Source organism: Bradyrhizobium sp. USDA 4474 (genome assembly GCF_054057515.1).
In genome coordinates, this window is record NZ_JBSRZJ010000002.1 from 732,357 (window position 1) to 758,988 (window position 26,632).

Genomic DNA, 26,632 nt, shown 5'->3' on the forward strand with positions numbered 1-26,632 from the left:
AATGCAGAAACAGAGCGTCGAAGATGCAGTCACCTCGCTGCACGATCTCTCCGCGGTCGATCTCATCGCGGGCTATCGGGCAAAACAGTTCTCGCCGAGCGAGGTGCTGGAGGATTTGCTCACGCATGTCGCTGCGTGGGAGCCGCATCTCAAGGCGCTCTACGCCTTCGATCCTGACAGCGCGCGCGAGGTCGCCAAGGCCTCGACCGCGCGCTGGTCCGGCGGCGAGCCTTGCGGCCCGCTCGACGGCGTGCCCGTCACGATAAAGGACAATATCGCGACCAAGGGCGTGCCGGTGCCGCTTGGCGCTGCGAGCGTCAGGCTCGTGCCCGCCGAGAAGGACGCACCGCCCGCGGCCCGGCTGCGTGAGGCAGGGGCGATCATCTTCGCCAAGACCACCATGCCCGATTACGGCATGCTGTCCTCGGGCCTCTCCTCGTTCCATGCGCTCGCGCGCAATCCGTGGGATCTCTCCAAGAATCCCGGCGGCTCCAGCGCCGGTGCTGGCGCTGCTGCGGCGGCCGGCTATGGTCCCTTACATCTCGGCACGGACATTGGCGGCTCGGTGCGCCTGCCCGCCGCTTGGTGCGGCCTCGTCGGCCTGAAGCCGAGCTTCGGCCGCGTGCCGATCGACCCCACCTATGTCGGCCGCGTCGCCGGCCCCATGACCCGTACGGTCGATGATTGCGCGCTGATGATGAGCGTGATCGCGAAGCCTGACCGGCGCGATGGCATGAGCCTTCCCGCCGAACCGCTCAATTGGAAGGGGTTGGAGAAATCTCCACGCAAATTGCGGATCGGCCTGATGCTGGATGCCGGCGTCGGCCTGCCGGCGGAAAGGCCGGTCCGCGAGGTCGCGGTGAAAGCCGCGAAGGCGTTCGAATCCGCAGGCAGCGTCGTCACCGAAGTCGACGGCATCCTCACCCGCGAGATGCTCGACGGCCTCGACAATTTCTGGCGCGCGCGGATGTGGGACGATCTGACGAAGCTGACGCCGGCCGAACAGGGCAAGGTGCTGCCTTATATTCATAAGTGGGGCGTATCGGGCGCGAAGCTGTCGGGGGTCGACGTGATCCGCGGCTTCAACCAGACCATGGCGATCCGCGCGGCTGCGTCAAAACTGTTCTGCGAGCTCGATTACGTGATCTCGCCGACCGCCCCGAATGTGAATTTTGCGGCGGAATGGGCGTCGCCCACCAACGATCCGATGAGGCCGTTCGAGCACATCTGCTATACCGTCCCGTGGAATATGTCGGAGAACCCGGCCATCTCCCTCAATGGCGGCTTCGATGCCACAGGTTTTCCGATCGGCGTGCAGATCGTCGGCCGCCGCTTCGATGATATCGGCGTGCTCGGCCTCGCCAAGGCGTTTGAAGGCCTGCGCGGCGCGCAGCGGCCTTGGCCGAAGCCGCCGGCGCATCAGGCGAGCATCTAGCGCCTCAGCACAATTCGTCATGCGCGGGCTCGACCCGCGCATCCATCGTCTTCAGAAAAAGATGGATTGCCGGGTCAAGCCCGGCAATGACAGAATTGATTCAAGAATGACAGGGAAGGAAACCACCCATGGCGTATGAGACGATCAAATACGAGGTCGCCGAGCAGATCCTCACCATCACGCTGAACCGGCCCGACAAGCTCAACGCCTTCAATGCGCAGATGCAGGCCGAATTGATCGACGCGTTCGACGCCGCCGACAAGGACGACAATGTCCGCGCCGTCATCGTCACAGGTGCAGGGCGCGGGTTTTGCGCAGGTGCCGATCTGTCGTCGGGCGCGAACACCTTCGATCGCGACGCGCGGCGCGGGCCCGTCAAGCGTTTCGCGGACGGCAAGGTCGATTACAGCGATCCGCAGGTGCGCGACGGCGGCGGCCAGGTCACCTTGCGGATCTTCAAATGCCTCAAGCCCGTCATCGCCGCGGTGAACGGCCCCGCCGTCGGCATCGGCGTCACCATGCAGCTTGCGATGGACATCCGCATCGCGTCGGATGCCGCGCGCTTCGGCTTCGTGTTCTCCCAGCGCGGCATCGTGCCGGAGGCCGCCTCGAGCTGGTTCCTGCCGCGCATCGTCGGCATCTCGCAGGCACTGGAATGGTGCTATTCGGGCCGCGTCTTTCCGGCGCAGGAGGCGCTCGCCGGCCGTCTCGTCAGCAGGGTCGTCGCGCCCGATGATCTCTTGCCGACCGCGCGCGCCCTCGCCAAGGAGTTTGCGACCAAGACCGCGCCGGTGTCGGTGGCGCTGATCCGCCAGATGATGTGGCGCATGATGGGCGCCGACGACCCCATGGAAGCCCACAAGGTCGACAGCCGCGGCATCTACGCCCGCGGCCGTTCGGACGACGTGAAGGAAGGCGTGGTGTCGTTCCTGGAGAAGCGCCCGGCGCAGTTCAAGAACAAGGTGTCGAGCGACATGCCGGACTATTTTCCGTGGTGGACGGAGCGGGAGTACGAGTGAGGCGATGCGTGATGGAGGTCACTCCATCACCAACGCCACGCGGCCGATCGCCTTGCGGTCGAGCAACAGCCGCATCGCCTTGGCGCAATCTTCCAGCGGCAGCCGGTGCGAGATGTTCGGCCGCAGCCTGCCCTCTTCCGCCCATGTGAGCAGCGCCTTCAGCCTGATCTCGCCGAGCGCGGGATTCTTGCGCACGGCTTCGCCGGCGCGCACGCCGAGCACGCTGGCGCCCTTGATCAGCAAGAGATTGGTCTTGGCCGAGCCGATGCCGCCGGTGAAGCCGATCACCAGCAGCCTTGCGCCCCAGGCGATGCAGCGCATCGAGTTCTCGAACACCTCGCCGCCGACGGGATCGAACACCACGTCGGCGCCGCGGCCGTCGGTGATGCGCTTGACGGCATCGCGAAACGGCTCGCGGTCGTAACGCACGAGATGATCGGCGCCGCGTGATTTCGCGACCGCCAGCTTCTCGTCACTGGACGCGGTCGCGATCACGGTCGCACCGAGCATCTTGCCGATCTCCACCGCAGCAAGGCCAACCCCACCGCCGGCGCCATGCACCAGCAGCACCTCGCCCGGCTCGACCCGGCCGCGATCGATCAGCGCATGATAGGCGGTGCCGTGGCCGGCGAGATAGGTCGCCCCCTCGGCGTAATCGAAGTTCGATGGCAACGGCGTCAGCTGCGCCGGCGTGACGACCGCCTCGTCCGTGAAGGCGCCGTGGCGCATCTTGACGATGACCTTGTCGCCGACGGAAACGCCCCTCGCCTCCGCACCGACCTCGGTCACGTCACCGGCAGCTTCCATGCCGGGCGTGAACGGCAACTCCGGCTTGAGCTGATATTCGCCTGCGGCCATCAGCACGTCAGGAAAATTAAGGCCGGCGGCACGAATTGCGACACGAACTTCGCCCGGATTCAGGGCACGCGACGGCAACTCTTCCAGCCGCAACGTTTCGGGTACGCCGAGCGCGCGGCAGACGACAGCACGAGCCATCAGGCCGCGCTCGCCTTGCTGCGCAGCAGCGCCTCGCGGATCAGCGGCAGACGGTCATTGCCAAAATACATGTCGGTCTTGTTGACGAAAATCGTCGGTGAGCCGAACCCGCCGCGCGCGACAACCTCCTCCGTGTTGGCCTTGAGCTGATCCTTGATGGCCTGCTGCGAGATTCCGGCAAAGAATTTCTGCTCGTCGATACCGGCCTTCCTGCAGATCGCCGCGAGCACCGCATCCTGCGAGATGTCCTCGTCGCCGCCCCAATAGGCCTCGAACACTGATGTCGCGAACGGCACCATGTCCTTGCCGAGCCAGATGCAGCCGCGCATCGCCTTGACGCTGTTCACCGGAAACACCGTCGGCGGCATCTTGATGGCGAGTCCGGCGGAGCGCGCCCAATCGGCGAGGTCCTTCTTCATGTAGCGCGCCTTCAGCGGCACCGGCGTCTCGCGCTGCGCGTAGACGCTCGGGTTGACCGTGTTGAAGATGCCGCCGACGAGGATCGGCCTCCAGACGATCTCGGAGCCGAGCTCCCTGGCCAGCGGCTGGATGTTGTGGAAGGCGAGATAGGTCCAGGGACTGGAGCAGTCGAAGAAAAATTCGATCATGGCGTTTCCGCTCCGGCATGGCCGGTTTCAAGGCGACTTTTGTTGTTCTGTACCTCGACGTTAAGACATGGCAGACACAGGCGCAATCACAACCCGCCGGGAGGGACCCATGCTGTTTCCAACGACGATCGCCGGCTCCTTGCCCAAGCCGGAATGGCTTGCCGAGCCCAACATGCTCTGGGCACCCTGGAAGTCGGAAGGCGACGAGCTGCTGCGTGCCAAGCGCGATGCGACGCTGATCTGGCTGAAGATCCAGGAAGACGCCGGCCTCGACATCGTCACCGAGGGCGAACAGGCCCGGCAGCATTTCGTCCACGGCTTTCTCGAGAAGATCGAGGGCATCGACTTCGCGCACAAGGTCGAGATGGGCATCCGCAAGGACCGCTACAAGGCGATGGTGCCGCAGGTGGTCGCTCCGCTCCGGCTGAAGGGCCGCGTCCATGCCTTTGAGGCGCAAGTGGCGCGCACGCATACGAAAAAGAAGCTGAAATTCACCCTGCCCGGCCCGATGACCATCATCGACACGATTGCGGACCGCCATTATGGCGACCGCGTCAAGATGGCCTTTGCCTTCGCCGAGCTGTTGAACGAGGAAGCCAGGGCGCTGCAGGCCGACGGCGTCGATCTCGTGCAGTTCGACGAACCGGCCTTCAACGTCTACATGGACGAGGTCAACGACTGGGGCATCAAGGCGCTGGAGCGCGCCGCGCAGGGGCTCACTTGCGCCACCGCCGTGCACATCTGCTACGGCTACGGCATCAAGGCCAACACCGACTGGAAGGAAACGCTCGGCGCCCAATGGCGGCAATACGAGCAGATCTTCCCGGCGATCGACGCCAGTCCGATCCAGCAGGTCGCGATCGAGTGCCGCAATTCGAAGGTGCCTCTCGATCTGCTCGCGCTGCTCAAGAATAAAATCGTGCAGGCCGGCGTCATTGATGTCGCCAGCGATACGGTCGAGACGGCAGAGGACGTCGTGCAGGTGATCGACACTGTCTCGAAATTCATACCCAAAAGCAACATCATCGCCACCACCAATTGCGGCATGGCGCCGATGCGGCGAGAGATCGCCGAAGCCAAGCTGATGGCCCTCGGCGCCGGCGCCGCGCTGGCGCGCGAGAAGCTGGGGTAGCGGCGGGGATTCGGCGCTAGGGCGGCGCGGAGGGGTGCAGCACCGGTCGATAGCCGGCGTTCAGCGTGCGGAGCGTCGATGGCGGCGTGAGCAGCGTTGCCTCGCCGGGGACTTCCTCCGCCGCGGCGTATCCCGCCGGCGACCACTTTAGCGCTCTCCCCTGCGTGACCAGATAGCTGTCCTCGCCCTGCTGAATCATCGCACCATCGGGCAGCTGGTCAAGCGGCACCGGCATCACGTGCAGCCGCTTCTTGCCGTGATCGAGCCGCTCGTGATGCAGCACGACGTCGATGTCGTGCATGCGGACATCGTGCACGCGGTTGCCCTTCTCCCACGCGGCGCGGAAGCGATTGGCATCGTCACGGCGGCAATAGAAGCAGGGACGATGGCCGGCAGCGAGCGCAGTGGCCTCGTCGAGGAAGAACAGTTCGGTCCAGCTCCGCTGCGCCATCACCTCGCGGCGGCGGCCGCGGAATTCGCAGGTGCAGGTGAGCCAGGCCGGCGACGACCAGCGCTTCTTCAGGAGCGTCTTGGTCGCGGGATCATGGATGATGCCGCGATTGCCGGTGAACATCCCGCGATAGGGTGTGGCGATGATCTCGCCGGTCGGCGTGACGCGGTTTTGCAGGGGCATGGGAGCGGTTCTGCTCCCTCTCCCCATTCTTACCGGGAGAGGGTTTTGGTGAGGGGCTGCCTCCGCAGATATGGTGAGAGAAGGACTCGCGGAGGCTCTCCCTCACCCGGATTGCATCTTCGATGCAATCCGGCCTCTCCCCGCAAGCGGGGCGAGGTGAAGCAAGATCACGCCGCGCCGTCGCGCAGCGGCGGGTGGTAGGACAGCGCGGTGTCCCAGGGGAAGAAGATCCAGGTGTCCTGCGAGACTTCCGTGATGAACGTGTCGACCAGCGGGCGCCCCTTCGGCTTGGCGTAGACGGTGGCGAAATGCGCATCAGGCAGCATCTCGCGCACCAGCTTGCCGGTCTTGCCGGTGTCGACGAGGTCGTCGACGATCAACAGTCCCTTGCCGGTGCCGCCGCCCAGCTTCATGGCCTGTTCTGAAATGCCCTTGAGGACCTGAAGCTCGCCCTGCTTGTCATGGTCGTAGCTGGCGATGCAGACGGTATCGATCACGCGCACGCCGAGCTCGCGCGCCACGATCGCGGCCGGCACCAGGCCGCCGCGGGTGATCGCGATCACCGCATGGAAGGGACCGACCTCGTTGAGCCGCCAGGTCAGCGCCCGGCAATCCCGGTGGAACTGATCCCACGACACAGGAAAGGGCCGGCCTGCCCGTTCCTCTGCGCTCAATTGCGGTGTTTCACCAGCCATTATCGTCTCCTGCTTCGCCTGTCGGCAGCTAGTTGCTAGCGCGTGATGTTCAATCCCGCCAGCATGTCCTTCACCGCCGCCATCGCTGCTGCGAGCTTGTCCGCGTCGCGCGAGCGCACCACCAGATTGGTGTTTGGCTTCTGCTCCTCGTCCATGAAAGGATAGCTGCCGATGATGGTGTCGGGATGGGCGGCGGCGATCGCGCGCAAGGGGCTGCCGATGTCGCCCTCCCGCGCATTGGCGCGGACCGATTCCGAGAGCATGCGCACGCCCGATTTCAGCTTCGGCGAGACGATGTCCATCATCGCCTGCATGATCGAGGGCACGCCCGCCATGACGATGACATTGCCGATCTTGAAGCCGGGTGCGAGGATGGTCGCGCTCTGGATCAGCTCGGCGCCATCGGGGATGCGGGCCATGCGCAGGCGGGCCTCGTTGAGGTCCTGCTCGCTCCAGCGCTCCCTGAAACGGGCGACCACTTCGGGATGATGGTCGATGCCGACGCCGAACGCCTTGGCCACGCTGTCGGCGGTGATGTCGTCATGGGTCGGCCCGATGCCGCCAGTGGTGAACACGTAGGTGTAGCGATGCCGCAGTGCATCCAACGCGGCGATGATGTCGGACTCGTCGTCGGAGACGACCCGGACCTCCTTCAGGTCGATGCCGATATTGGTCAAATATTCGGCGATGAAGCCGATATTCTTGTCCTTGGTCCGGCCGGACAGGATTTCATCCCCGATGACCAGAATGCCCGCCGTGACGATCTCGCTCATACCTTAAGTCCCTCACCTCTGGTCCCGACTTTGCCGAGGTAACGCGTTGAAGTCACGCGGTTTTGCTGCCGAAATAAGCAGTCCTCAGCCATTTTTTCAGGCAGGCCGCCAGCCGTCCCCGACAAATGCTGCTGGTCCATGCTTATCGCGCTGGCCCGCCCCTTGCTACCACATGAAAGTCATGCACTCTTGCCGCATGGCCACGGAGAACAGTCGGCATCTATGGCAGTCGCGTTTGATGAAATGAATATTCCCGGTGGGGACCTTCGCCCCGCCTATCAGGAGCTGGCACGCTGGCTCAAGGAGACGCCTCCCGAGGCGCTCGAGTATCGCCGCCAGGAGGCCGAGCTCCTGTTCCGCCGCATCGGCATCACCTTCGCGGTCTATGGGGATTCGGAATCCACCGAGCGCCTGATCCCGTTCGACGTGATCCCGCGGATCATGTCCGGCAGGGAATGGACAGTGCTGGAAAAGGGACTGAAGCAGCGCGTCAAGGCGCTGAACATGTTCCTGCGCGACATCTATCACGGCCGCGACATCCTCCGCGCCGAGATCGTACCCGACGATCTGATCTTCCAGAACCCGGTCTTTCGTCCCGAGATGAACGGCCAGCAGGTACCGCACGACGTCTACGTGCACATCGCCGGCATCGATATCATCAGGGTCGATGCCAACGACTTCATCGTGCTGGAGGACAATGCGCGCACGCCGTCCGGCGTGTCCTACATGCTGGAAAACCGCGAGATCATGATGCGGTTGTTTCCCGATCTGTTCGCCCGGCACCGGGTGGCGCCGGTCGAGCGCTATCCGGACGAGTTGCTCGCCGCGCTCCGCTCGGTCGCGCCGCAGAGCGCCTCGGGCGAGCCGACGGTCGCCCTGTTGACACCGGGCGTCTACAATTCCGCCTACTACGAACATTCTTTCCTTGCCGACAAGCTCGGCATCGAACTGGTCGAGGGGCGCGACCTCATCGTCAAGAACAACGAAGTCTTCATGCGAACGACCGAGGGCGTGAAGCGTGTCGACGTGATCTACCGCCGTGTCGACGATGATTTCCTCGATCCCCTGACCTTCCGTCCCGATTCTGCGCTCGGCGTGCCCGGGCTGATGTCGGCCTATGCCGCCGGCAACATCACCCTCGCCAACGCCGTCGGCACCGGCATCGCCGACGACAAGGCGATCTACTCCTACATGCCCGACATCGTGAAATTCTATCTCGGCGAGGAGCCTATCCTGAAGAACGTGCAGACCTGGCGCTGCCGCGAGCCGAAAGATCTCGCCTATGTGCTCGATCACATCGGCGAGCTCGTGGTCAAGGAGGTGCACGGCTCCGGCGGTTACGGCATGCTGATCGGCCCCGCCGCGACCAAGGCCACGATCGAGGCGTTCCGCGAAAAGCTCAAGCGGGAGCCGGAAGGCTTCATCGCGCAGCCGACGCTGGCGCTCTCGACCTGCCCGACCTGCACGGCCTCGGGCCTCGCGCCGCGCCATGTCGACCTGCGGCCCTTCGTGCTCACCGGCAGCAAGAGCACGACGATCGTGCCGGGCGGGCTGACGCGCGTCGCGCTGAAGGAAGGCTCGCTCGTGGTGAATTCGAGCCAGGGCGGCGGCACCAAAGACACCTGGATTTTGGACGAGTAGTCAGATGCTGTCGCGTACCGCCGAAAATCTCTACTGGCTCGCCCGCTACGTCGAACGGGCCGAATATCTCGCACGCACCATCGATGCGACCTTGCGTGTCACCGCGCTTCCCGCCGCCTATATCGGCAAGACCAACGAATGGGCCTCGGCGCTGCTCACCGCCGGCGTCGCGGAAAGCTTCTATCAGACCCATGAGGAAGCCAACGAGCACAATGTCGTCGACTACCTCTCGTTCTCCGCCGACAATCCGTCCTCGATCAGGAACTGCATCGAGGCCGCGCGGCTGAACTCGCGCTCGGTCCGCACGGCGCTGACGAGCGAGATGTGGGACACGATCAATTCGGCCTGGATCGAACTTCAGGCGGTCTGGAGCAAGGGCACCTCCACCCGCGAGGACCTCGCCAAATTCCTGCGCTTCGTGCAGGAGACATCGCTGCGATTCGACGGCTCGGCCTACCGGACCATGCTGCGCAACGACGCCTACTGGTTCTCCCGGCTCGGCCTGCATCTGGAGCGCGCCGACAACACGGCACGCATTCTCGACGTGAAGTATCACGTGCTGCTGCCCGAAGAGGAGCATGTCGGCGGTCCGCTGGACTTCTATCAGTGGAGCTCGATCCTGCGCTCGGTATCGGCGCTGACGGCCTATCATTGGGTCTACCGCGAGACGCTGAAACCCTGGCTGGTTGCGGATCTGCTCATTCTCAACGGGACGCTGCCGCGCTCGCTGGCGAGCTGCTACGAAAATCTCGTGCGCAACCTCGACCAGATCGGCGTCGCCTATGGCCGTCAGGGTCCGGCCCAGCGCCACGCCCGCGGCATCCGCAACCGGCTGGAACACAGCAACATGAACGACATTTTCCAGCATGGCGTGCATGAATTCATTCAGGAATTCATCGCTGACAATTCCAGGCTGGGCGAAATCATCACGAAGCAGTATTTGATCTGATGCCCGCCCACTGGCGATATGGGACATTCGTCATGGCCGGGCTTGTCCCGGCCATACACGTTCTTGTTCCAGCGCGGTGACGAAGATCGTGGATGCCCGGGACAAGCCAGGGCAATGACGACCTTCTTCACGCCAGCCAGTCGGGCTTAACCACTAACGGCACGGTCCACCATGCGCCTGCGAATCCAGCACACCACGACCTATCGCTACGAGCCGGCCGCAACCAGCGTGATCCAGATCCTGCGCATGACGCCGTGCAGCCATGACGGGCAATATGTGGCGGAATGGCAGATCGACGTCTCCACAGACACCAAGCTCGACATGCACGAAGACGCGTTCGGCAATGTCACCCATGTGCTGTCCTGCGGGCCCCTGAGCGACATCAAGATCACCGCCGAAGGGCTGATCGAGACCCATGATACCGGCGGCGTGCTGCGCGGCGCGGACGAGCGGTTTCCCGCCGACATGTTCCTGCGCACAACCGACCTCACGACCGCCAATCCGGCGATGACCGCAGTTGCGCGCCAGCTGCGCAGCGAGGCCGAGAACGACACGCTCGGCTTCCTGCACACGCTGATGTCGCAAATCAGCGATCACATGACGTTCGACGAAGACCCGACCAACAGCGGCACCTCGGCCGCCGAAGCCTTCACGCTCAAGCGCGGCGTCTGCCAGGACTATGCGCATATCTTCATCGCCTGCGCCCGGATCGGCGGCGTGCCGGCGCGCTTCGTCTCCGGTCATTTCCTGCGCTCCGACGGCACGGTGCATCAGGGTGCCGGGCATGCCTGGGCGGAAGCCTACGTCGATGGTCTCGGCTGGGTCGGTTTCGATCCCGCCAACAGCATCTGCACCACCGACGCCCATGTCCGCGTCGCGATCGGTCTCGATTATCTCGGCGCGGCTCCCGTGCGCGGCACCCGCTATGGCGGCGGCACGGAGACGCTGACGGTTGCGGTCAAGGTCGAGCAGGCCGGCCGCGGTGGCCAGTCGCAATCGCAGTCGCAGCGGCAGAGCTAGTCGTCCCGCGTCACCCCTGGGAATCGGGGTTGGAGCGGCCTCCGAAATTGGCTAGTAATTCCGCGCAAACGCGTTCGGGGACTGGAAATGACCTATTGTTGTGGAATCCTGGTTCGGGACGGGCTCGTGATGATCGCCGATACCCGCACCAATGCCGGTCTCGACAACGTCTCGACCTTCCGCAAGCTGCACATCTTCTCCAAGCCCGGCGACCGCATCATGGCGATCGCCAGCGCCGGCAACCTCGCCATCAGCCAGTCGGTGCTCTCGACGCTGACCGAAGGCCTCGAAGACCCCAACACGGGCGAGGTCGAGACGCTGATGAACGCGCCGACCATGTTCCAGGCCGCCCAGCGCATCGGCCGGGCGATCCGGGCGGTGCATGCGACCGAGGGACCGGCGCTGAGATCCGAGGACGTGTCCTTCGACGTCTCCTTCCTGTTCGGTGGCCAGATCAAGGGCTCCCGCATGCGCCTGTTCATGATCTACACCGCGGGCAATTTCATCGAGTGCACCACCGACACGCCCTACCTGCAGATCGGCGAGCACAAATACGGCAAGCCGGTGCTCGACCGCGCCATGCATTACGACGTCGAGCTCTACGAGGCGCTGAAGACCGGCCTGATCTCGATGGACTCGACGATGCGCTCCAACCTCGGTGTCGGCCTCCCGATCGACGTGCTCGTGGTGCGGGCCGACGCCTGCGAGGCCGATCTCAACCACCGCATCGAGGCTGGCGAGCCCTATTTCCACGATCTGCGCTCGCGCTGGTCGGCCGCCTTGCGCGCGGCGCATCAGAACATTCCGCGGCCGCCCTACAAGAACGAAAAAGAACCCAAAATCTGACAACTCAAAGAAAAGGCAGGAAACGATGAGTGAAGCGAAAAAAATCGCAGTGGTGACGGGCGCCGGCACCGGGGTCGGACGCGCCGCATCGCTGGCGCTGATGAACATCGGCTTCACCGTGGTGCTGGTCGGCCGCCGGCTCGACATGCTCGAGGAGACAGCGAAGCTCGGCCCCGCAGGCAAGAGCCTGTGCGTGACCGCCGACATGACCAAGCCCGAATCCATCGCCGCGCTGTTCGACAAGGTGAAGGCGACCTATGGCCGGCTCGACGTGCTGTTCAACAATGCCGGCATGGGCGCGCCGGCCGTGAATTTCGAGGACCTCAGCCTCGAGCAGTGGCAGGCGGTGGTGAACACCAACCTCACCGGCCCGTTCCTGTGCACCCAGCACGCCTTCCGCATCATGAAGGACCAGAGCCCGCGCGGCGGACGCATCATCAACAACGGCTCGATCTCGGCGCACGCGCCCCGGCCGTTCTCGGCGGCCTACACCTCGACCAAGCACGCCATCACGGGCCTGACCAAGGCCTCCAACCTCGACGGCCGCATGTACGACATCGCGGTCGGCCAGGTCGACATCGGCAATGCCGCGACGCCGATGACCGATCGCATGGTCAACGGCCCCGGCGTGCTGCAGCCCGACGGCACCACCAAGCACGAGCCGCGCATGGACGCGAAGGCGGTCGGCGATGCCGTCGCCTACATGGCCGGCCTGCCGCTCGATGCCAATGTGCTGACGATGACGGTCATGGCCACCAAGATGCCGTTCGTCGGACGCGGCTGAAGCAAGACGCGAAGACACCCCCATGCACGGTAGGCGTCTAACGACGCCTGCTGCGGGGGTGGCGCTGTCTCAACAATCGTCATCGGCGAGCACCTGCCGCACGAGACGGCTGTGCGGCGCCGCCGCTGACGACGATCGTCTCGATGGCGATGCCTTTGTCCTGCTGGGCGCGCACGATCTGCCGCGCGCCGTAACCGAGGCCGCACAGGCCGGCGAGATAGAGAGCCAGCAAGCTCTCCAGGTGCGAGCGCATATCCAGTCCGGCGATCAGCGCACTGGCCAGCAATCGTCTGAAGCGCGAGGGCGGCATACCCTTCCCCGCCAAAAACTGGCGGTTGAAGTCGGAGAGATTATTGAAGCCGACCTCGAAGCAGATGTCGGCGATGGAGGCCTGCTCGTCGCTCATCAGGATCTGGCAGGCGAGATCGATGCGGAGCCGCTCCCTGATGTCAATCTTCCCCGCGTGACCGATGCAGGCGAGCTTGTCAACAGCGGGCCTGCCAGCAACATTCCCGGCATTGCGTTTGCAACGCAGGCACAGCCATAATCATCGGGGGGTTTGGGGACATCATGCTGCGGCTGCAATCGACACTCGGGGTTTTCGCATTGCTGCTGATCGCCTTCGCGCTGGCGGAGAATCGCCGCGCGGTCTCGTTGCGCCAGGCGCTGATCGGCCTCGTCGTGACCTTCGTCACCGCGATCGTGCTGCTGAAGGTGCCTGTTGTCGCGCACGCCTTCGGCGCCATCAACGACGCGGTCGGGGCCATCTCGGCCGCCTCGCGCGCCGGCTCCTCCTTCGTGTTCGGCTATGTCGGCGGTGGCCCCCTGCCGTTCGACCTGAAGGCGCCGGGTGCCGATTTCATCCTGGCATTCCAGGCGCTGCCGATCGTGCTTGTGATGAGCGTGCTGACGACGCTGCTGTTCTACTGGCGCGTGCTGCCGCCTGTTGTGCGCGGCATGGCCTGGCTGCTGGAGCGCACCTTAGGGGTCGGCGGCGCGGTCGGGCTCTCGACCGCCGCCAACATCTTCCTCGGGATGGTCGAGGCGCCGCTGTTCGTGCGGCCGTATCTGGCGCAGATGAGCCGCAGCGAATTGTTTCTGGTGATGACCGGCGGCATGGCCGGCATCGCCGGCACCGTGCTGGTGCTCTATGCGACGCTGCTGGCTCCCCTCATACCCGACGCGGCCGCGCATTTCGTCATCGCCTCCGTGCTGGGCGCGCCGGCTGCCATCCTCGTCAGCCTGATCATGATCCCCGAGACGTCAGACAAGCGCACCGGCGGCGCGCTGGAGGATCCGGAGATGCAGGTTTCGGGCACGATGGACGCCATCGTGAAAGGTACCAGTGCGGGGATCGAACTGCTGATCAACATCGTGGCCATGCTCCTGGTGCTGGTGGCGCTGGTCTATCTCGTCAATGCGGTGCTTGGCCTGCTGCCCAACGTCGGCGGTGCCGCGATCTCGCTGCAGCGCGTGCTGGGTTTGATCATGGCACCGGTGTGCTGGCTGATGGGACTGCCGTGGGACCAGGCGATCACCGCCGGCAGCCTGATGGGCACCAAGACCGTGCTCAACGAACTCGTCGCCTATGTCGACTTCTCGAAAATGCCACCCGATACACTCGATGCGCGCTCGCGCCTGATCATGCTCTACGCGATGTGCGGCTTCGCCAATTTCGCCAGCCTCGGCATCATGATCGGCGGCCTGGGTGTGATGGCGCCGGACCGGCGCGAGGAGATCAACGCACTGGGATTGAAGTCTATCGTGTCGGGGACGCTGACGACCTGCCTGATGGGCGCGATCGTGGGAGTGTTGACGTAGCGCGGTCTCTCCGCCGTCATTGCGAGCGGAGCGAAGCAATCCAGGAATGTATCAGCGAAGGTGGTCTGGATTGCTTCGCTTCGCTCGCAATGACAAGTGACGAGATCGGCCTACGCCTTCAATTCCACCGTCCTGAACTCCGCCGGCAGGATCACTTCCAGCAATTCCACGTCATCGGAATAGTCCAGAATCATGTGCTTGATCTTCGGCGGCTGGGTCCAGGCGCTGCCTTCTTTCATCATGGTCTCGCCCTGCCCGTCCATGTAGGTCTTCACCCAGCCCTTGAGCACGTAGACCATCTGGAACTCGACGTCGTGGAAGTGCAGCTTCGAGACCTCAGTGGGATCGCAGGGGCCTTGCAGGCGGATGACGTGAGCTTGCGCGAGGCCGTGGCTTGCGGCGGCGATGCCGAGGTCGCGGTATTTTGCGTAAGCACGCAGGCCATCGGCTTTGAAATCTTCCTCGCGGTGATGGCTGATGGCGATGCGCTGCCTGGGGCGCGCCGGCTTCTTGACGGATGCATTTGCCGTCGTCGTGCGCGCCTTCGCCCTCACCGCCTTGCGCGCCGAGGAGCGGGTTGCGGCTTTGGCGCCGCTGCGCTTTTTCACTGCGCTCTGGGCTGCGCTGCGCGATTTTGTTTTCGATTTTGTTTCCGATTTTGTTTCCGATTTTGTTTTCTTGGCCATGGGCCGGCCTCCCGTTGTCATGGACGGAGGCTAGCATGAAAACAGCTCTCGTAGGGTGGATCAGCCGAAGGCGTCATCCACCGATTCTCTCTCGGCGTGGAAAGCAAAGAGGTGGATTACGCCAGCGACGCGCTTCGCCCAGCCGCAGGCTAATCCACCCTACACACCGTCAATGCAGCCGGAACACGCCATCCACGGCGCGCAGCTCGGCCGGCTTGATCAGCTTGGAATGCGCCACCGTCACCGAATGCAGCGGGCCGTCGAGCTTCTCCTGCCAGAACGCCAGGAAGTCGGTCAGCGCCGGGAATTTCGGAAACATGTCGTAGTTCTGCCAGACATAGGTCTGCAGCAGCGAGCGATGATCCGGCATCCTGTAGAGAATTTGGGCCGTCGTCAGCCCGTAGCCCAGCAACTGTTTCCGGAAATCCTCGGAAACGGTTCCAACCCGCAATCCCATGCCAACCTCCTTTGCAGGAGCGCATTCAGGGGGTGGCTTGATCCGGTACGCGACTGGTTGCGCCACCCGGTGGAGATGCGCTCACATGAGAGAAATGTGACGCAAACCGACAATCCATCTCAAGCCTAAAAGTTTAACAAGCTGTTGAAATTCAACGCGTTAGCAGCAGATGCAGCTCCGTGCTAATACGGCCCCCAAGGAAGCCTGGAGAGGCCCTCGCGACGCGGTTAACGATGGCCGCACGAAGTTGGCACTCGGTGCTTCCGGCTGCTGATTTTTTTGCTACAAACCCTTGCTCCCGCAAAATTCCTGTCCTATTTCAATCCCGCCTGTGCTAGCACTCGCGGGCACAGATTGCTAACAAGCTAAAAACCTCAACTCGTGCAAATGTTTAGGAGGACTGCATGAATTTCCGTCCGCTTCACGACCGCGTCGTGGTCAAGCGCATCGACGCAGAAGAGAAGACCGCTGGCGGCATCATCATTCCCGACACTGCCAAGGAAAAGCCCTCCCAGGGCGAAGTCGTCGCCGTTGGCCCGGGTGGCCGCGACGAAGCCGGCAAGCTGATCCCGATCGACCTGAAGGTCGGCGACCGCGTGCTGTTCGGCAAGTGGTCTGGCACTGAAGTCAAGATCGACAACGTCGATCTCCTGATCATGAAGGAAAGCGACATCATGGGCGTCCTCGACGTCCCCGCTTCCAAGAAGAAGGCGGCCTAACGGCCCCTCGCTCCCTCCAGTCAAACATATCCAAGGAAAACTCCAGATGGCAGCCAAAGAAGTCAAATTCTCGGTTGAAGCGCGCGACAAGATGCTGCGCGGCGTCGACGTTCTCGCCAACGCGGTGAAGGTCACGCTCGGTCCGAAGGGCCGCAACGTCGTGCTCGACAAGTCGTTCGGCGCTCCCCGCATCACCAAGGACGGCGTCACCGTCGCCAAGGAGATCGAGCTCGACGACAAGTTCGAGAACATGGGCGCGCAGATGGTGCGCGAAGTCGCCTCGAAGTCCGCTGACGCGGCCGGCGACGGCACCACCACCGCCACCGTGCTTGCCCAGGCGATCGTCAAGGAAGGCGCCAAGTCGGTTGCCGCCGGCATGAACCCGATGGACCTCAAGCGCGGTATCGACCTCGCGGTCGAGGCCGTCGTTGCGGACCTCCAGAAGAACTCCAAGAAGGTCACCTCGAACGACGAGATCGCCCAGGTCGGCACCATCTCGGCGAACGGCGACCAGGAGATCGGCAAGTTCCTGTCCGACGCCATGAAGAAGGTCGGCAACGAGGGTGTCATCACCGTCGAGGAAGCCAAGTCGCTCGAGACCGAGCTCGACGTCGTCGAGGGCATGCAGTTCGACCGCGGCTACATCTCGCCCTACTTCGTCACCAACGCCGACAAGATGCGCGTTGAGATGGACGACGCCTACATCCTCATCAACGAGAAGAAGCTCTCCTCGCTCAACGAGCTGCTGCCGCTGCTCGAGGCCGTGGTGCAGACCGGCAAGCCGCTGGTCATCGTCGCCGAGGACGTCGAAGGCGAGGCGCTCGCGACCCTGGTCGTGAACCGTCTGCGCGGCGGCCTCAAGGTCGCGGCCGTCAAGGCTCCGGGCTTCGGCGATCGCCGCAAGGCCATGCTGCAGGACATCGCGATCCTGACCGGCGGCCAGGCGATCTCGGAAGATCTCGGCATCAAGCTCGAGAACGTCACGCTCAACATGCTCGGTCGCGCCAAGAAGGTGATGATCGACAAGGAGAACACCACGATCGTCAACGGCGCCGGCAAGAAGGCCGACATCGAGGCGCGCGTGGCCCAGATCAAGGCGCAGATCGAGGAGACCACCTCGGACTACGACCGTGAGAAGCTCCAGGAGCGTCTCGCCAAGCTCGCCGGCGGCGTCGCGGTGATCCGCGTCGGCGGCGCGACCGAGGTCGAGGTGAAGGAGCGCAAGGATCGCGTTGATGACGCGATGCATGCGACCCGCGCGGCTGTCGAGGAAGGCATCGTCCCGGGCGGCGGCGTCGCCCTGCTCCGTGCCTCCGAGCAGCTCAAGGGCCTGCGCACCAAGAACGACGACCAGAAGACCGGCGTCGAGATCGTGCGCAAAGCGCTGTCGGCGCCCGCTCGCCAGATCGCGATCAACGCCGGTGAAGACGGCTCGGTGATCGTCGGCAAGATCCTGGAGAACAAGGCCTATGCTTACGGCTTCGACTCCCAGACCGGCGAATATGGCGACCTCGTCAAGAAGGGCATCATCGACCCGACCAAGGTGGTCCGTACCGCGATCCAGAACGCAGCTTCGGTTGCGGCGCTGCTGATCACCACGGAAGCCATGGTCGCCGAACTGCCCAAGAAGGGCGGCGCGGCGCCCGCGATGCCCCCGGGCGGCGGCATGGGCGGCATGGACTTCTAAGGCGACGAAGTCGTCCCGGACGCGGTGCAGCGCGGAGTGGTGCACCGCAGATCCGGGATCTCGCTCCACAAATGCGAAACCCCGGCAGCAATGCCGGGGTTTTTGTTTGGACGCGCGCTCGTCGTCGCAAGCCGGACGCAAGTGCGCAATTGCGCACCGTCGCTCGGCGCTTCGCGCCGCCCCGGAATGACAACCGAATGGTCAGGATCAGACGGAGAACCATTCAACCAAGAGCTGTAACAACAATTTTGGATCGTCACATCGAAACATCGCCTCAGCTGCGCGCCATCTCCTGAAAACACGTCCTCACCCAATCGATCGTCACGCGCGTTGCGGCGTCGCGCTTGAGATGATTTTGCACGAGCAGCCAGGCATCGCGCCGCTTCGGCAACAGCGCGGCACGCAGGCGACGATCGGCGAGCAGATCCGCGCAAACATATTCCGGCAACACGCCGGCGGCCTGATGCGCGCGGATCATGTTGCGGATGACGCGGACGTTGTCGGTGACGCAGCGCGCACGGACTTTCCTGGTACGCAGGAATTGCATCTCGGGAATGGCACCGAGCTCATCCGGATAGGCGCACAGCATCGCCTCGCCTTCGCCCGCGACAGGCTCGAAATAATAGAGCTTGATCTCGCCGAGCTTCGAGATCGCAAAGTCGCCCTTGTCGGGCTTGCGCAGTCGGATGGCGAGATCGGCCTCCCAGCGCGAGAACTTGACGTTCTCGCTCGAGGTCAGGAATTGCAATGTCAGGCCGGGATTGGCCCGCAGGAAGTCGCTCGCGCGCGGCGATAGCACCTCTTCGGCGACCGTGTTGGTGGAGGCGATGCGCAGGCGTCCCACCGGACCTGCCAGGCTCTCGCCGACGCGGCCGATCTCGGCGGCATGCGCCGCCATCGCTTCGACATGCGCCAGCACCGCCTCGCATTGCCGCGTTGGCTTGCGGACGCCGTCGGCGGCCTCGAACAGGCGCAGGCCGAGCGCGCGTTCGACGCGAGACAATCTGCGCCCGACCGTGGTCTCGTCGATGCGCAGTCGCGCACTGGCGCCGGCATAGGTGCCCTCGTCCCTGACGGCAGCGATGATGCGCAAATCGTCCCAGTTCATGGCGTCAGGCTACATCGCGCGGGGTCTGCCTGCAATATCGCAGCCGGCGGCTGCGATATCCCTGCATATCGGCAGGCCCACCCCGCGCTATGGTTGGGCAGGCCTTCCTCGGCTTTCCCTCGGAGATGACCACGACCATGACTGCTGCAACGACCCTGCTCCAGCTCGCCGGCGCCGACCTCAATCCGCCGCGTCTTGGCGACGCCGCGCTGGTGCTGATCGATATCCAGAACGAATACCTCGCGGGGCCCCTTGCCTTGCCCGACGCCCGGCCGGCGATCGCGCGCGCAGCCGCGCTGTTGGCGCGGGCGCGCGAAGCGGGAACTGTGATCATCCACATCGCCCATCGCGGCAAGGCAGGCGGCCTGTTCGATCGCAGCACCCAGCGCGGCGCCATCGTCGCGGAGCTTCAGCCGCGCTCCGGCGAGCTGGTGATCGAGAAGGAGCTGCCCAATGCCTTCGCCGGCACCGGCCTCAAGGCGCGCCTCGACGAGACCGGCAGGAAGAACATCGTGCTGGCCGGCTTCATGACGCATATGTGCGTCAGCTCCACCGCGCGGGCCGCACTCGATCTCGGCCTTCGCACCACTGTCGATGCCGATGCCTGCGCCACGCGCGACCTGCCGGATGGACGCGGCGGCACGCTCGACGCCCGCACCATTCACGAGGTTGCGCTGGCCGAACTTTCCGACCGCTTCGCGATCATCGCGCGCGGCGATGCGCTGAGATAACGGAGAAACGCGATGCTGGAGCTGTATTTCTCGCCGATGGCCTGCTCGCTTGCGAGCCGCATCGCGCTGATGGAAGCCGGTCTGGATGCGCGCTATCATCAGGTGCATCTCCAGACCAAGAAAATTGCGGACGACGGCGGCGATTTTCGCGACATCTCGCCGAAGGGCGCGGTGCCGGTGCTGGTGCTGGAGAACGGCGAGCGCCTGACGGAAAACGCGGCGGTGCTGCAATACATTGCCGACATGAAGCCCGAGCGCGGTCTTGCACCACCGCCTGGCGACGTCAATCGCTACCGCTTGCAGGAATGGCTGAGCTTCGTCGGGGCCGAGATCCACAAGGCCTTTCTGTTTCCGACCTTCTGGTACAAGGATGATGCCTCTCTCGCCAAGCCGCGCGCGCGGATCGGACAGACATTGTCGGTGCCATCGGCACATCTGGCGGACCGCGAGTTCCTGGTGGCTGACCGCTTCACCGTCGCGGATGCGCATCTCACCTGGGCCTTGCTGCTGCTTCGTCCCGCAGGCGTGGACATCGCGCAATGGCCACCGCTCGCAGCCTATCTCGAACGCCTGCAGGCGCGCCCCACCGTGCGGGAGGCGATCGCGACCGAGATGGCGCTGCGCAAGACCATGGCAACCAGCGCGGCCTGACAAGGTCACAGGCGGAAGCGGCGAAATGAAAAAGGGCCGCTGCAAGCGGCCCTTGTTATTGTCTGGAGGCGACTGAGATCACTCGACGCGCGCCAGCACCGCGAGCTTGCGGATGCCCTTGTTGCGATAGGCGTCGAGAAACGCGTAGTAATCCTTGAACGACACGCAGCCGTTGGAATCGCCGTTCGGCCCGAGCATGAAAGTGTGCGCGAGCAGGCCATCGCGGCCGTAGATTGCGTTCTCACCGCCGATCGGTGTCAGACGCAGCGCGGGCACGCCGTGGAACAGCGCTTCGCGCGGCTTCAGATTGTAGATGTGCGGCGGGGTCACGCCGCGCATGCGGACTTTCGAGGAGCGCGGATCGTCGAGATTGGAGCCGAGGCCGGAATGCGCCTCGAGCTTGGTGCCATCAGGCAGATAGACCGTCTTGGCGGTGATGTCGTAGACCGCGGTGTCGCGTTCGTAGGGCGGCGCACCGCCGAACATCGGGTTCTGCTCCTTCGGCGCGATCGCCGAGGTCACGCTGGCGTCGGCCGAGGCGTAGGCGAGCAAGCCGCCGGAGGGCTCGCGCTTGCCCCAGAGCTTCTCCACCATCGACTGGCGCGGGCCGGTGATCGACATCACCGCGGCCTTGGCACGATCGGCAAAGGACTTCGGCTTCGCCTCGGGCGCCGGCACGATCTGGGCCGGATCAGCAGAAGCCAATTGCACCGGCGCTTCCGAGCGCCTGGTCTTCGCGGAATCCGCGATCCTCTCGACGGCCTTGACGGGGCTCTTCAGCACGTCCGCGACCTTCGCGACGACGGTCGGCTTCGGCGCATCCTTGACTTCGGCGACCTTGGTCTCGGGCGCGGCGCTCGCGGCGTTGGAGTCCACGCCTTGCGTCGCTGCCGCGGCGAAGCGCTCATTGAACATTTCGCGCGAGATCGGTGCAGCCACCTGCAGCCGGTCGGGCAGCAGCGCAAAGGTTTCCCTGATGGCCTCGCCCGCTTCGCGCAGCGCGACCTTGGGCGCGCGCTTGACCACGGGCTCGTCGTAGCCGGAACTGCCGACGGTCGGATAGACGCTGGCTGCGAAGATGTTGTTGTAGACGGTCCAGCCGGCAAGCAGGACGCAGCCGGCCACGGCGGCGCCAAGCACGTTTTGGTTGGTCATGTTCCGGGAAGACTTCCGAGAATTGTTTGGCTTCCGTGCCGCGTAACTTTGCGCAGCGATACTCGTACTCATTCGCCTTGCGTCCAGGACGGTGTCACTAAGTCCCCCTCCGAAGTGCCGCTGGTCACGATCCGGGAATGGCATCTCGCAGAAGGTCGGAGCGTCATTAAGGCGACTTTTAGTTAAATGCGGATTAAGTTCTGGCAGATCCAGGGCAACCCGTTAACGCTGTGCCATTTCGAGAAAAAAGCCCGCACAACTACTGACTTAGGCTACGCTGTTAACCACAATTCTCGGCCGGTTCCGCAGCCGATTCCGAGACCTCCGGCCGCATCTCTAAACGCACCAACCAAGTCGTTTTCGTGGTCATCCATTACCGGAAGAAAGCGGGGAAGCCATTGCGCCACGCTGGCGCAGCCCGGCTCCTCCCTCTCCAGGGAGGACAAGGGAGAGGAAAGACGGTTTTCCCTGACTGAAAATTGATCGCACCGATCTGGAAATGGCCCGGACGAGAAAATAGCTACGTGCTCGGCCTTTTGCCGCGCGTCGGTGTGCTGATGGCAAGGTTGGGTCACCACGGCCCGGCCAAGAAGGCTGGATCACGAAGTCCGCAGACATTGAAACGAGGTTCGCGCCAAACGACGCGGACCAAGACCGGATCGCAGTACGACGGTATGAATAGACGCACCGAGATCGTGTTGGCCCTCGTCCTCGCTGCCCTATGGGGCGGCGGCATTTTTGCCGCTCACGCCAACGGCCATCTGCTCTTTCTCGATCGGCTCGAGGCGACGCTGACCGATTGGCGAACCCAGGTTCGTGGCGTGCAGGCTCCGCCCGATCTCGTCACCATCGTCGCGATCGACGACACCGTGGTGAAACGCGGCGGCAGCTATCCGCTGCCGCGCGCCGACCTCGCCCGCGTGGTCGACACCATCGTGCAGTTCAAGCCGAAAATCGTCGCAATCGACCTGTTGCTGGTCGACCGCAGCGCCGCGATCGGCGATGCCACGCTGGCCCACACGCTTGCGACCGGCCCGATGGTGCTCGCAGGCGCTGCGATCTTTCCGGCCGCGAGCGAGACGGTGGCATCCGGCGGCGACGGGCCGCTCGCCACCCTTCCCCAGGCCGAGCGCTTTCTGCTGCCGTTGCCAGCTTTCGCCGACCACGCCGATGTCGGAATCGTCAACGTCGCGACCGGACAATCCGGCTCGCCGCTCTCGGAGCCGATGCTGTTCCGGACCGGCGACAGGATCGAACTGTCGTTGCCGCTGCGGGTCGCCAGCCGCGCGCTCGACAAGCCGCTGACGATCGCGCCCGATCATCTCATGCTCGGTGATCGCACGGTGCCGACCGATAGCGGCTTTTCGCTGCCCATCACCTATTACGGCCCGCGCCGCACCATTCGCACCGTCAGCGCGCAGAGCATTTTCGACGGCACGCTCGACCGCAAGGCGATCGAGAACCGGATCGTCGTGATCGGCGCCGCCGTTGCCGGCGGCAGCGATTTCGCTCCGACGCCGTTCGATTCCCTGATGCCCGGCGTCGAGGTGGTGTCGACCGCGATCACGCATCTGGTCGCCGGCGACGGCATCTTGCGCGACCGCAGGGTTCACATCGCAGATGGCCTCGTCGCGATCCTGCTGCCGATGCTGCTGGTCGGCCTGCTCGCCTGGCGACGCAGCGCGCTCGGCTACGTCGCGGCCGCGGCGGCGATGGTGGCCTGGGCCGGGCTCAATCTGTTCGCGTTCACGCACGGCGTCTGGCTCGATGCCGCGATCACGCTTGCGGCTGCCGTACCGCCAGTCGCGGTGTTCATCGGCGTGCAACTGTGGACGGAACGCCGCCCCGCCCAGGATCTCACAACCGAGAGCCGCTCACTGGCCAGGCGCTGATCGTCAAGCAGCTGCAGGCCGCAAACTTCCGTGGCGCGGAACGGCGTAGTCCGCGCCGGAGAGCGGCGTGATCTTCAGGGCTGAAGTTCGGGCGGCGGCGAACGGTCCAGCACGTCGCCCCTGGCGCCCTCGAGCAGATCGATGCCGTAGGTCTCCACGACCAGCGGGCCGCGCTTGCGCTGCAGTTCGCCGATGCGCCTCACCTGCGTGAAGAGGTGGTTGAGGAAGGGATGGCCATCGGGCCTGATCTCGTCGACATAGATCAGCTTGCCTGCGAGCAGTTTTGGATCGGGCTCGGGCATGTTGACCCAGCGGATACGCTGGTCCTGCTGCACCACGCAGGAGCCGCGCGGCAGATAGAAGGCGAGCCAGCCCGTGGTGCCGTAGTCAGGCGTGAGCACGCAGCTCGCGCCATTGGCGACGCGCGCCGCTTCGATGGCCGCGGCGAGCTCACGCCAGCCGACGCCGACGCTGCGCACCGTCGCATCGCGGCGATAGCCTGACAGCCAGCCGGTATTGGCTTGCAGGATCAGCGCGGCAAACATCACGATTCCGGTCGGCGCAGCCCAGCGCAGGCAGAAATTCACCAGGCGCTGCGCCCGCGGCTTCCACTGCGCAAGGTTGGCCGCGGCTGCTGCGGCGACGACGAAGGGCGGATAAACCGGCGCGAACCAGTTGGCCTCGACGCGGGCGTGCAGCGAATGCCAGACGAAATAGGCGACGATGGTCCAGAACATCGTCTCGATCAGCACGCGCGAGGCCAGCGCGCCGGCCCGGCGCCAGGTCAGTGCGTGCAGGCCCATCGCGCCGAGGATGAACACCAGTGGCGTCGCAAATGCGATCTGGGTCGGGATCAGCTCCGCGACGAAGACCGGGCGGAAATCCTCGACCTTGGCACGCCCGAGCTGCTTGACGAAAGAAACCCAGTGATGATCCGCATTCCAGAGGATCACCGGCGAGAACAGCGCAAGCGCGACGAGGCCACCAAGATAGGGCCAGGGGGACAGGAACCAGCGCCGCAGCTTCGGTACGGAAGCGAGCCAGATCAGGATCGCAGCGCCAAAGAACATCGCGGTGTACTTCGACAGCAGCGCCGCGCCGACGGCGGCGCCGACCGCGAGCCACCAGGCGCCGCGGCCGGTCTCCAGCACTTTTGCGAGGAAGAACAGCACGAAGCTGGAAGCGACCAGCAGCGGCGCATCCGGCGTCACGATCAGCGTGCCGACCGAAGCCATCATGGTCACGTTGAGCAGGATGGCGCTGGTCGCGGCCACCCGCGCCCCGCCGAACAGGATCGCAGCCGTGCGATAGATCGCATAGCTCATCGGCAGCGCGAGCAGGATCGAGACCAGACGGACGCCGAGCTCGGTATCGCCCGCGATCATGGTGCCGGCGCGGATGACGTAAGCCACCATCGGCGGATGGTCGTAATAGCCTCCAGCGAGGCTCTTCGACCACATCCAGTAATAGGCTTCGTCGAAGGTAAGCGGCGTGAAGGCGGCTGCAACGAGCCGCAACGCGACCAGCGCGAGGAGCGCCAGCGCCGTATTGCGGACGATCCGCGCGTCAGCCCCGCCCATACCTGAATCCTTGGCGCGCTATTTCTTGCGCCAGACGAACAGTCCGGACATCGCGTAATTCCACACCACGCCCATCAGCGCGCCGGCGAGGCCCGCCAGCCACCAGATCGGTTCCTGGTCGTAGACCGAGAAGGCGACGCCGACATTGGCGAGCAGGCCGACGCTGCAGACGATGTAGAACATGATCAGGCCGCGCAGGATCGCAAAGCCCTTCAGCCGCTGATCGCGATAGGTGAGGAAGTTGTTCATGACGAAGTTGGTGGTCATGGCGACGACGGCGCCGGCGGCCTGTGCCTCCGCGAACGGCACCTTGATCAGCTCGAGCGCGACGAACAGCGTGGTGAGATGCACCACCAGGCCGATGCCGCCGACCATCGCGAACAGGATGAAGCGCAGCGAGACGATGTCGTTGGTCAGCTTCGCAAGCACGAGGCCGAGGAAGTCGAGCGCGACCATGGAATCGAGCTTGCTCTCGCCATGCTGGCGGGCGCCGAACGTGTAGGGAATCTCGATCGCGCGCAATTCGCCATGCGCGGTCGCGACGAGGTCGAGCAGGATCTTGAAGCCGTGCACCGACAGTTTTGGCGCAAGCTGCTCGAAGCGATCGCGTCGCACCATGAAGAAGCCGCTCATGGGATCGGCGATCTCGACCCGCAGCATCTTCCGGGCGACCTCGGTCGCCAGCGCGCTGGCGCCGGCGCGCTGCTTGTTGAAACCTTCGCTCTTGTAGCCCTCGATGTAGCGGCTGCCGACGACGAGGTCGGCCTTGTCGCTTGCGAGCAGCAGCAGCATCTTCGGCAGCTGGGTCTCGTCATGCTGGAGGTCGGCATCGATCACGGCCGCGTAAGGCGCGCTCGAAGCCAGGATGCCCTCGATACAGGCGCCCGACAGGCCGCGGCGGCCGATTCGGCGGATGCAGCGCACGCGGCTGTCCTTCAGAGCGAGCGCACGCACGACGTCCCAGGTGCCGTCAGGCGAATTGTCGTCGACGAACACGACTTCCCAGGCGACGTTGACAAGCGTCGCCTCGAGCCGCCGGTACAGCACGGTAACGTTGTCACGTTCGTTGAAGGTCGGGACGATAACCGACAATTCCGGCCCTTCTTGAGCCTGATAGTCGACGCCCGGTCTGATCGCTTCATTCATGACGGCAGCGTATATCCGCCGCGTCCTGCGATGCCAAGCCGGGGTCTTGGGGGAACGGCCCAAAGCAGGGCCTAAAATGCCAACGACCCCGGAACGGCGAACCGCGCGTACATCCGGCGCAGCCCAAGCTATTCCAAGGTCGTTCCAGCGACGGAGTATTCGCTCGACGTCGCCGTTGGAGCCTAGATGGGGACGGCGAAGCCGCTCCGCAAGAGGCCGAAACCGCCCATTTTCAGGCCATTACTGGTTCGGGACTTCCCGGATCACCGGCCCCCGCGGCGCCGGCGCGGCCGGGGCTGCGGGCGCCACGGCGGGGGCCGGCTCGACCTTGGCCGGCTTGGGGGGCTTGCCGTACTGCCCGATCGGCCCAAAGACGACGGCAACCGCCAGCGCCACCGCCGCGACAACAGCGCCAAAAATGCCACCCACCGACTCAGACGACATGCCAGCCCGCCCCTGTTCCTGAT

25 protein-coding genes and 3 pseudogenes are annotated in these 26,632 nt (G+C 64.5%); 14 read left to right on the forward strand and 14 right to left on the reverse strand.

Features of this window, described 5'->3' with window-relative positions:
- Position 1: 1 nt before the first annotated feature.
- Both ACVW16_RS05295 and ACVW16_RS05300 read left to right on the forward strand, forming a co-directional pair.
- Positions 2 to 1,435, forward strand: coding sequence for an amidase (locus ACVW16_RS05295; protein ID WP_456735560.1), 1,434 nt, complete (start codon positions 2 to 4; stop codon positions 1,433 to 1,435).
- Between the two features lie 128 nt (positions 1,436 to 1,563).
- Complete coding sequence (locus ACVW16_RS05300; protein WP_456704316.1) at positions 1,564 to 2,454, forward strand: crotonase/enoyl-CoA hydratase family protein; 891 nt, start codon at positions 1,564 to 1,566, stop codon at positions 2,452 to 2,454.
- Positions 2,455 to 2,472: 18 nt separating this feature from the next.
- Here the strand turns inward: ACVW16_RS05300 and ACVW16_RS05305 are convergent, their stop codons facing one another.
- Both ACVW16_RS05305 and ACVW16_RS05310 read right to left on the reverse strand, forming a co-directional pair.
- Positions 2,473 to 3,450: an NADPH:quinone oxidoreductase family protein gene (locus tag ACVW16_RS05305; protein ID WP_456735561.1), complete on the reverse strand. Its 978-nt coding sequence runs from the start codon at positions 3,448 to 3,450 to the stop codon at positions 2,473 to 2,475.
- Positions 3,450 to 4,058: a DsbA family protein gene (locus ACVW16_RS05310; protein ID WP_456704318.1), complete on the reverse strand. Its 609-nt coding sequence runs from the start codon at positions 4,056 to 4,058 to the stop codon at positions 3,450 to 3,452. The genes ACVW16_RS05305 and ACVW16_RS05310 overlap by 1 nt, the downstream gene beginning before the upstream one ends.
- 109 nt (positions 4,059 to 4,167) lie before the next feature.
- On the opposite strand from ACVW16_RS05310, the gene ACVW16_RS05315 reads away from it, so the two are divergent.
- Positions 4,168 to 5,190 carry a methionine synthase gene (locus ACVW16_RS05315; protein ID WP_456704319.1) on the forward strand — a complete coding sequence of 341 codons (1,023 nt, stop codon included), beginning with the start codon at positions 4,168 to 4,170 and terminating at the stop codon, positions 5,188 to 5,190.
- Positions 5,191 to 5,206: 16 nt separating this feature from the next.
- Here ACVW16_RS05315 and ACVW16_RS05320 read toward each other — a convergent pair whose 3' ends face one another.
- From ACVW16_RS05320 to ACVW16_RS05330, 3 genes are all read right to left on the reverse strand, one after another.
- Positions 5,207 to 5,824 (reverse strand): hypothetical protein, encoded by a 618-nt coding sequence (locus ACVW16_RS05320; RefSeq protein ID WP_456704320.1) that lies wholly within the window; start codon positions 5,822 to 5,824, stop codon positions 5,207 to 5,209.
- Between the two features lie 167 nt (positions 5,825 to 5,991).
- Entirely contained in the window at positions 5,992 to 6,519 is a 528-nt protein-coding gene (gpt, locus tag ACVW16_RS05325) for a xanthine phosphoribosyltransferase (protein ID WP_456704321.1), read from the reverse strand.
- A gap of 35 nt (positions 6,520 to 6,554) precedes the next feature.
- A complete protein-coding gene (locus ACVW16_RS05330; protein ID WP_456704322.1) occupies positions 6,555 to 7,292 on the reverse strand; it encodes a competence/damage-inducible protein A in 738 nt (245 codons plus the stop codon).
- Between the two features lie 222 nt (positions 7,293 to 7,514).
- Between ACVW16_RS05330 and ACVW16_RS05335 the strand changes: the two genes are divergently transcribed.
- The 5 genes from ACVW16_RS05335 to ACVW16_RS05355 all read left to right on the forward strand — a co-directional run bounded on the left by ACVW16_RS05335 (position 7,515) and on the right by ACVW16_RS05355 (position 12,532).
- A complete protein-coding gene (locus tag ACVW16_RS05335) occupies positions 7,515 to 8,933 on the forward strand; it encodes a circularly permuted type 2 ATP-grasp protein (RefSeq protein ID WP_456704323.1) in 1,419 nt (472 codons plus the stop codon).
- Positions 8,934 to 8,937: 4 nt separating this feature from the next.
- The gene (locus ACVW16_RS05340) at positions 8,938 to 9,882 is read left to right on the forward strand and encodes an alpha-E domain-containing protein (RefSeq protein WP_456704324.1); all 945 of its coding nucleotides are present in this window, start codon (positions 8,938 to 8,940) and stop codon (positions 9,880 to 9,882) included.
- A 171-nt stretch (positions 9,883 to 10,053) separates the two neighbouring features.
- Complete coding sequence (locus ACVW16_RS05345; RefSeq protein WP_456735562.1) at positions 10,054 to 10,902, forward strand: transglutaminase family protein; 849 nt, start codon at positions 10,054 to 10,056, stop codon at positions 10,900 to 10,902.
- Positions 10,903 to 10,989: 87 nt separating this feature from the next.
- The gene (locus tag ACVW16_RS05350) at positions 10,990 to 11,748 is read left to right on the forward strand and encodes a peptidase (protein ID WP_456704326.1); all 759 of its coding nucleotides are present in this window, start codon (positions 10,990 to 10,992) and stop codon (positions 11,746 to 11,748) included.
- Between the two features lie 25 nt (positions 11,749 to 11,773).
- Positions 11,774 to 12,532, forward strand: a complete 759-nt coding sequence (locus ACVW16_RS05355; RefSeq protein WP_456704327.1) for an SDR family oxidoreductase — start codon at positions 11,774 to 11,776, stop codon at positions 12,530 to 12,532.
- Between the two features lie 81 nt (positions 12,533 to 12,613).
- Here the strand turns inward: ACVW16_RS05355 and ACVW16_RS05360 are convergent.
- A pseudogene (locus ACVW16_RS05360) lies at positions 12,614 to 12,812 on the reverse strand (FGGY-family carbohydrate kinase); the annotation flags it as partial.
- A pseudogene (locus tag ACVW16_RS05365) lies at positions 12,813 to 12,974 on the reverse strand (helix-turn-helix domain-containing protein); the annotation flags it as partial.
- Between the two features lie 128 nt (positions 12,975 to 13,102).
- Between ACVW16_RS05365 and ACVW16_RS05370 the strand changes: the two are divergent.
- A complete protein-coding gene (locus ACVW16_RS05370; RefSeq protein ID WP_456735563.1) occupies positions 13,103 to 14,353 on the forward strand; it encodes a NupC/NupG family nucleoside CNT transporter in 1,251 nt (416 codons plus the stop codon).
- A gap of 110 nt (positions 14,354 to 14,463) precedes the next feature.
- On the opposite strand, the gene ACVW16_RS05375 is transcribed toward ACVW16_RS05370, so the two are convergent.
- Together ACVW16_RS05375 and ACVW16_RS05380 are read right to left on the reverse strand one after the other, a co-directional pair.
- Entirely contained in the window at positions 14,464 to 15,039 is a 576-nt protein-coding gene (locus tag ACVW16_RS05375; protein ID WP_456704329.1) for a cupin domain-containing protein, read from the reverse strand.
- A gap of 169 nt (positions 15,040 to 15,208) precedes the next feature.
- Positions 15,209 to 15,496 carry an usg protein gene (locus ACVW16_RS05380; protein WP_092239997.1) on the reverse strand — a complete coding sequence of 96 codons (288 nt, stop codon included), beginning with the start codon at positions 15,494 to 15,496 and terminating at the stop codon, positions 15,209 to 15,211.
- 404 nt (positions 15,497 to 15,900) lie between these two features.
- Here ACVW16_RS05380 and ACVW16_RS05385 point away from each other — a divergent pair, with 404 nt between their 5' ends.
- Both ACVW16_RS05385 and groL read left to right on the forward strand, forming a co-directional pair.
- Positions 15,901 to 16,215 (forward strand): co-chaperone GroES, encoded by a 315-nt coding sequence (locus ACVW16_RS05385; protein WP_092239996.1) that lies wholly within the window; start codon positions 15,901 to 15,903, stop codon positions 16,213 to 16,215.
- A gap of 46 nt (positions 16,216 to 16,261) precedes the next feature.
- On the forward strand, positions 16,262 to 17,902 hold the full coding sequence (groL, locus tag ACVW16_RS05390) for a chaperonin GroEL (protein ID WP_456704330.1): 1,641 nt from the start codon (positions 16,262 to 16,264) through the stop codon (positions 17,900 to 17,902).
- Positions 17,903 to 18,176: 274 nt separating this feature from the next.
- Here the strand turns inward: groL and ACVW16_RS05395 are convergent, their stop codons facing one another.
- Positions 18,177 to 19,010 carry a LysR family transcriptional regulator gene (locus ACVW16_RS05395; protein WP_456735564.1) on the reverse strand — a complete coding sequence of 278 codons (834 nt, stop codon included), beginning with the start codon at positions 19,008 to 19,010 and terminating at the stop codon, positions 18,177 to 18,179.
- A gap of 137 nt (positions 19,011 to 19,147) precedes the next feature.
- Between ACVW16_RS05395 and ACVW16_RS05400 the strand changes: the two genes are divergently transcribed.
- Positions 19,148 to 19,741 carry a cysteine hydrolase family protein gene (locus ACVW16_RS05400; RefSeq protein ID WP_456735565.1) on the forward strand — a complete coding sequence of 198 codons (594 nt, stop codon included), beginning with the start codon at positions 19,148 to 19,150 and terminating at the stop codon, positions 19,739 to 19,741.
- A gap of 12 nt (positions 19,742 to 19,753) precedes the next feature.
- Complete coding sequence (locus ACVW16_RS05405) at positions 19,754 to 20,392, forward strand: glutathione binding-like protein (RefSeq protein ID WP_456735566.1); 639 nt, start codon at positions 19,754 to 19,756, stop codon at positions 20,390 to 20,392.
- A 78-nt stretch (positions 20,393 to 20,470) separates the two neighbouring features.
- Here ACVW16_RS05405 and ACVW16_RS05410 read toward each other — a convergent pair whose 3' ends face one another.
- Complete coding sequence (locus ACVW16_RS05410) at positions 20,471 to 21,547, reverse strand: DUF2778 domain-containing protein (protein WP_456735567.1); 1,077 nt, start codon at positions 21,545 to 21,547, stop codon at positions 20,471 to 20,473.
- A gap of 674 nt (positions 21,548 to 22,221) precedes the next feature.
- On the opposite strand from ACVW16_RS05410, the pseudogene ACVW16_RS05415 reads away from it, so the two are divergent.
- Positions 22,222 to 23,433, forward strand: a pseudogene (locus ACVW16_RS05415) (CHASE2 domain-containing protein); the annotation flags it as partial.
- An 80-nt stretch (positions 23,434 to 23,513) separates the two neighbouring features.
- Here ACVW16_RS05415 and ACVW16_RS05420 read toward each other — a convergent pair.
- From ACVW16_RS05420 to ACVW16_RS05430, 3 genes are all read right to left on the reverse strand, one after another.
- Positions 23,514 to 25,019, reverse strand: coding sequence for a glycosyltransferase family 39 protein (locus ACVW16_RS05420; RefSeq protein WP_456735568.1), 1,506 nt, complete (start codon positions 25,017 to 25,019; stop codon positions 23,514 to 23,516).
- Positions 25,020 to 25,037: 18 nt separating this feature from the next.
- The gene (locus tag ACVW16_RS05425; RefSeq protein ID WP_456704336.1) at positions 25,038 to 26,165 is read right to left on the reverse strand and encodes a glycosyltransferase; all 1,128 of its coding nucleotides are present in this window, start codon (positions 26,163 to 26,165) and stop codon (positions 25,038 to 25,040) included.
- A 240-nt stretch (positions 26,166 to 26,405) separates the two neighbouring features.
- Positions 26,406 to 26,609 (reverse strand): hypothetical protein, encoded by a 204-nt coding sequence (locus ACVW16_RS05430; RefSeq protein WP_456704337.1) that lies wholly within the window; start codon positions 26,607 to 26,609, stop codon positions 26,406 to 26,408.
- Positions 26,610 to 26,632: the final 23 nt, after the last annotated feature.

Bases quoted from the DNA above. Each gene is read 5' to 3' on its own strand.
- ACVW16_RS05295 (WP_456735560.1), top strand. From the start codon at position 2: ATGCAGAAACAGAGCGTCGAAGATGCAGTCACCTCGCTGCACGATCTC.
- ACVW16_RS05300 (WP_456704316.1), top strand. From the start codon at position 1,564: ATGGCGTATGAGACGATCAAATACGAGGTCGCCGAGCAGATCCTCACC.
- ACVW16_RS05305 (WP_456735561.1), bottom strand. From the start codon at position 3,450: ATGGCTCGTGCTGTCGTCTGCCGCGCGCTCGGCGTACCCGAAACGTTG.
- ACVW16_RS05310 (WP_456704318.1), bottom strand. From the start codon at position 4,058: ATGATCGAATTTTTCTTCGACTGCTCCAGTCCCTGGACCTATCTCGCC.
- ACVW16_RS05315 (WP_456704319.1), top strand. From the start codon at position 4,168: ATGCTGTTTCCAACGACGATCGCCGGCTCCTTGCCCAAGCCGGAATGG.
- ACVW16_RS05320 (WP_456704320.1), bottom strand. From the start codon at position 5,824: ATGCCCCTGCAAAACCGCGTCACGCCGACCGGCGAGATCATCGCCACA.
- gpt (WP_456704321.1), bottom strand. From the start codon at position 6,519: ATGGCTGGTGAAACACCGCAATTGAGCGCAGAGGAACGGGCAGGCCGG.
- ACVW16_RS05330 (WP_456704322.1), bottom strand. From the start codon at position 7,292: ATGAGCGAGATCGTCACGGCGGGCATTCTGGTCATCGGGGATGAAATC.
- ACVW16_RS05335 (WP_456704323.1), top strand. From the start codon at position 7,515: ATGGCAGTCGCGTTTGATGAAATGAATATTCCCGGTGGGGACCTTCGC.
- ACVW16_RS05340 (WP_456704324.1), top strand. From the start codon at position 8,938: ATGCTGTCGCGTACCGCCGAAAATCTCTACTGGCTCGCCCGCTACGTC.
- ACVW16_RS05345 (WP_456735562.1), top strand. From the start codon at position 10,054: ATGCGCCTGCGAATCCAGCACACCACGACCTATCGCTACGAGCCGGCC.
- ACVW16_RS05350 (WP_456704326.1), top strand. From the start codon at position 10,990: ATGACCTATTGTTGTGGAATCCTGGTTCGGGACGGGCTCGTGATGATC.
- ACVW16_RS05355 (WP_456704327.1), top strand. From the start codon at position 11,774: ATGAGTGAAGCGAAAAAAATCGCAGTGGTGACGGGCGCCGGCACCGGG.
- ACVW16_RS05370 (WP_456735563.1), top strand. From the start codon at position 13,103: ATGCTGCGGCTGCAATCGACACTCGGGGTTTTCGCATTGCTGCTGATC.
- ACVW16_RS05375 (WP_456704329.1), bottom strand. From the start codon at position 15,039: ATGGCCAAGAAAACAAAATCGGAAACAAAATCGGAAACAAAATCGAAA.
- ACVW16_RS05380 (WP_092239997.1), bottom strand. From the start codon at position 15,496: ATGGGATTGCGGGTTGGAACCGTTTCCGAGGATTTCCGGAAACAGTTG.
- ACVW16_RS05385 (WP_092239996.1), top strand. From the start codon at position 15,901: ATGAATTTCCGTCCGCTTCACGACCGCGTCGTGGTCAAGCGCATCGAC.
- groL (WP_456704330.1), top strand. From the start codon at position 16,262: ATGGCAGCCAAAGAAGTCAAATTCTCGGTTGAAGCGCGCGACAAGATG.
- ACVW16_RS05395 (WP_456735564.1), bottom strand. From the start codon at position 19,010: ATGAACTGGGACGATTTGCGCATCATCGCTGCCGTCAGGGACGAGGGC.
- ACVW16_RS05400 (WP_456735565.1), top strand. From the start codon at position 19,148: ATGACTGCTGCAACGACCCTGCTCCAGCTCGCCGGCGCCGACCTCAAT.
- ACVW16_RS05405 (WP_456735566.1), top strand. From the start codon at position 19,754: ATGCTGGAGCTGTATTTCTCGCCGATGGCCTGCTCGCTTGCGAGCCGC.
- ACVW16_RS05410 (WP_456735567.1), bottom strand. From the start codon at position 21,547: ATGACCAACCAAAACGTGCTTGGCGCCGCCGTGGCCGGCTGCGTCCTG.
- ACVW16_RS05420 (WP_456735568.1), bottom strand. From the start codon at position 25,019: ATGGGCGGGGCTGACGCGCGGATCGTCCGCAATACGGCGCTGGCGCTC.
- ACVW16_RS05425 (WP_456704336.1), bottom strand. From the start codon at position 26,165: ATGAATGAAGCGATCAGACCGGGCGTCGACTATCAGGCTCAAGAAGGG.
- ACVW16_RS05430 (WP_456704337.1), bottom strand. From the start codon at position 26,609: ATGTCGTCTGAGTCGGTGGGTGGCATTTTTGGCGCTGTTGTCGCGGCG.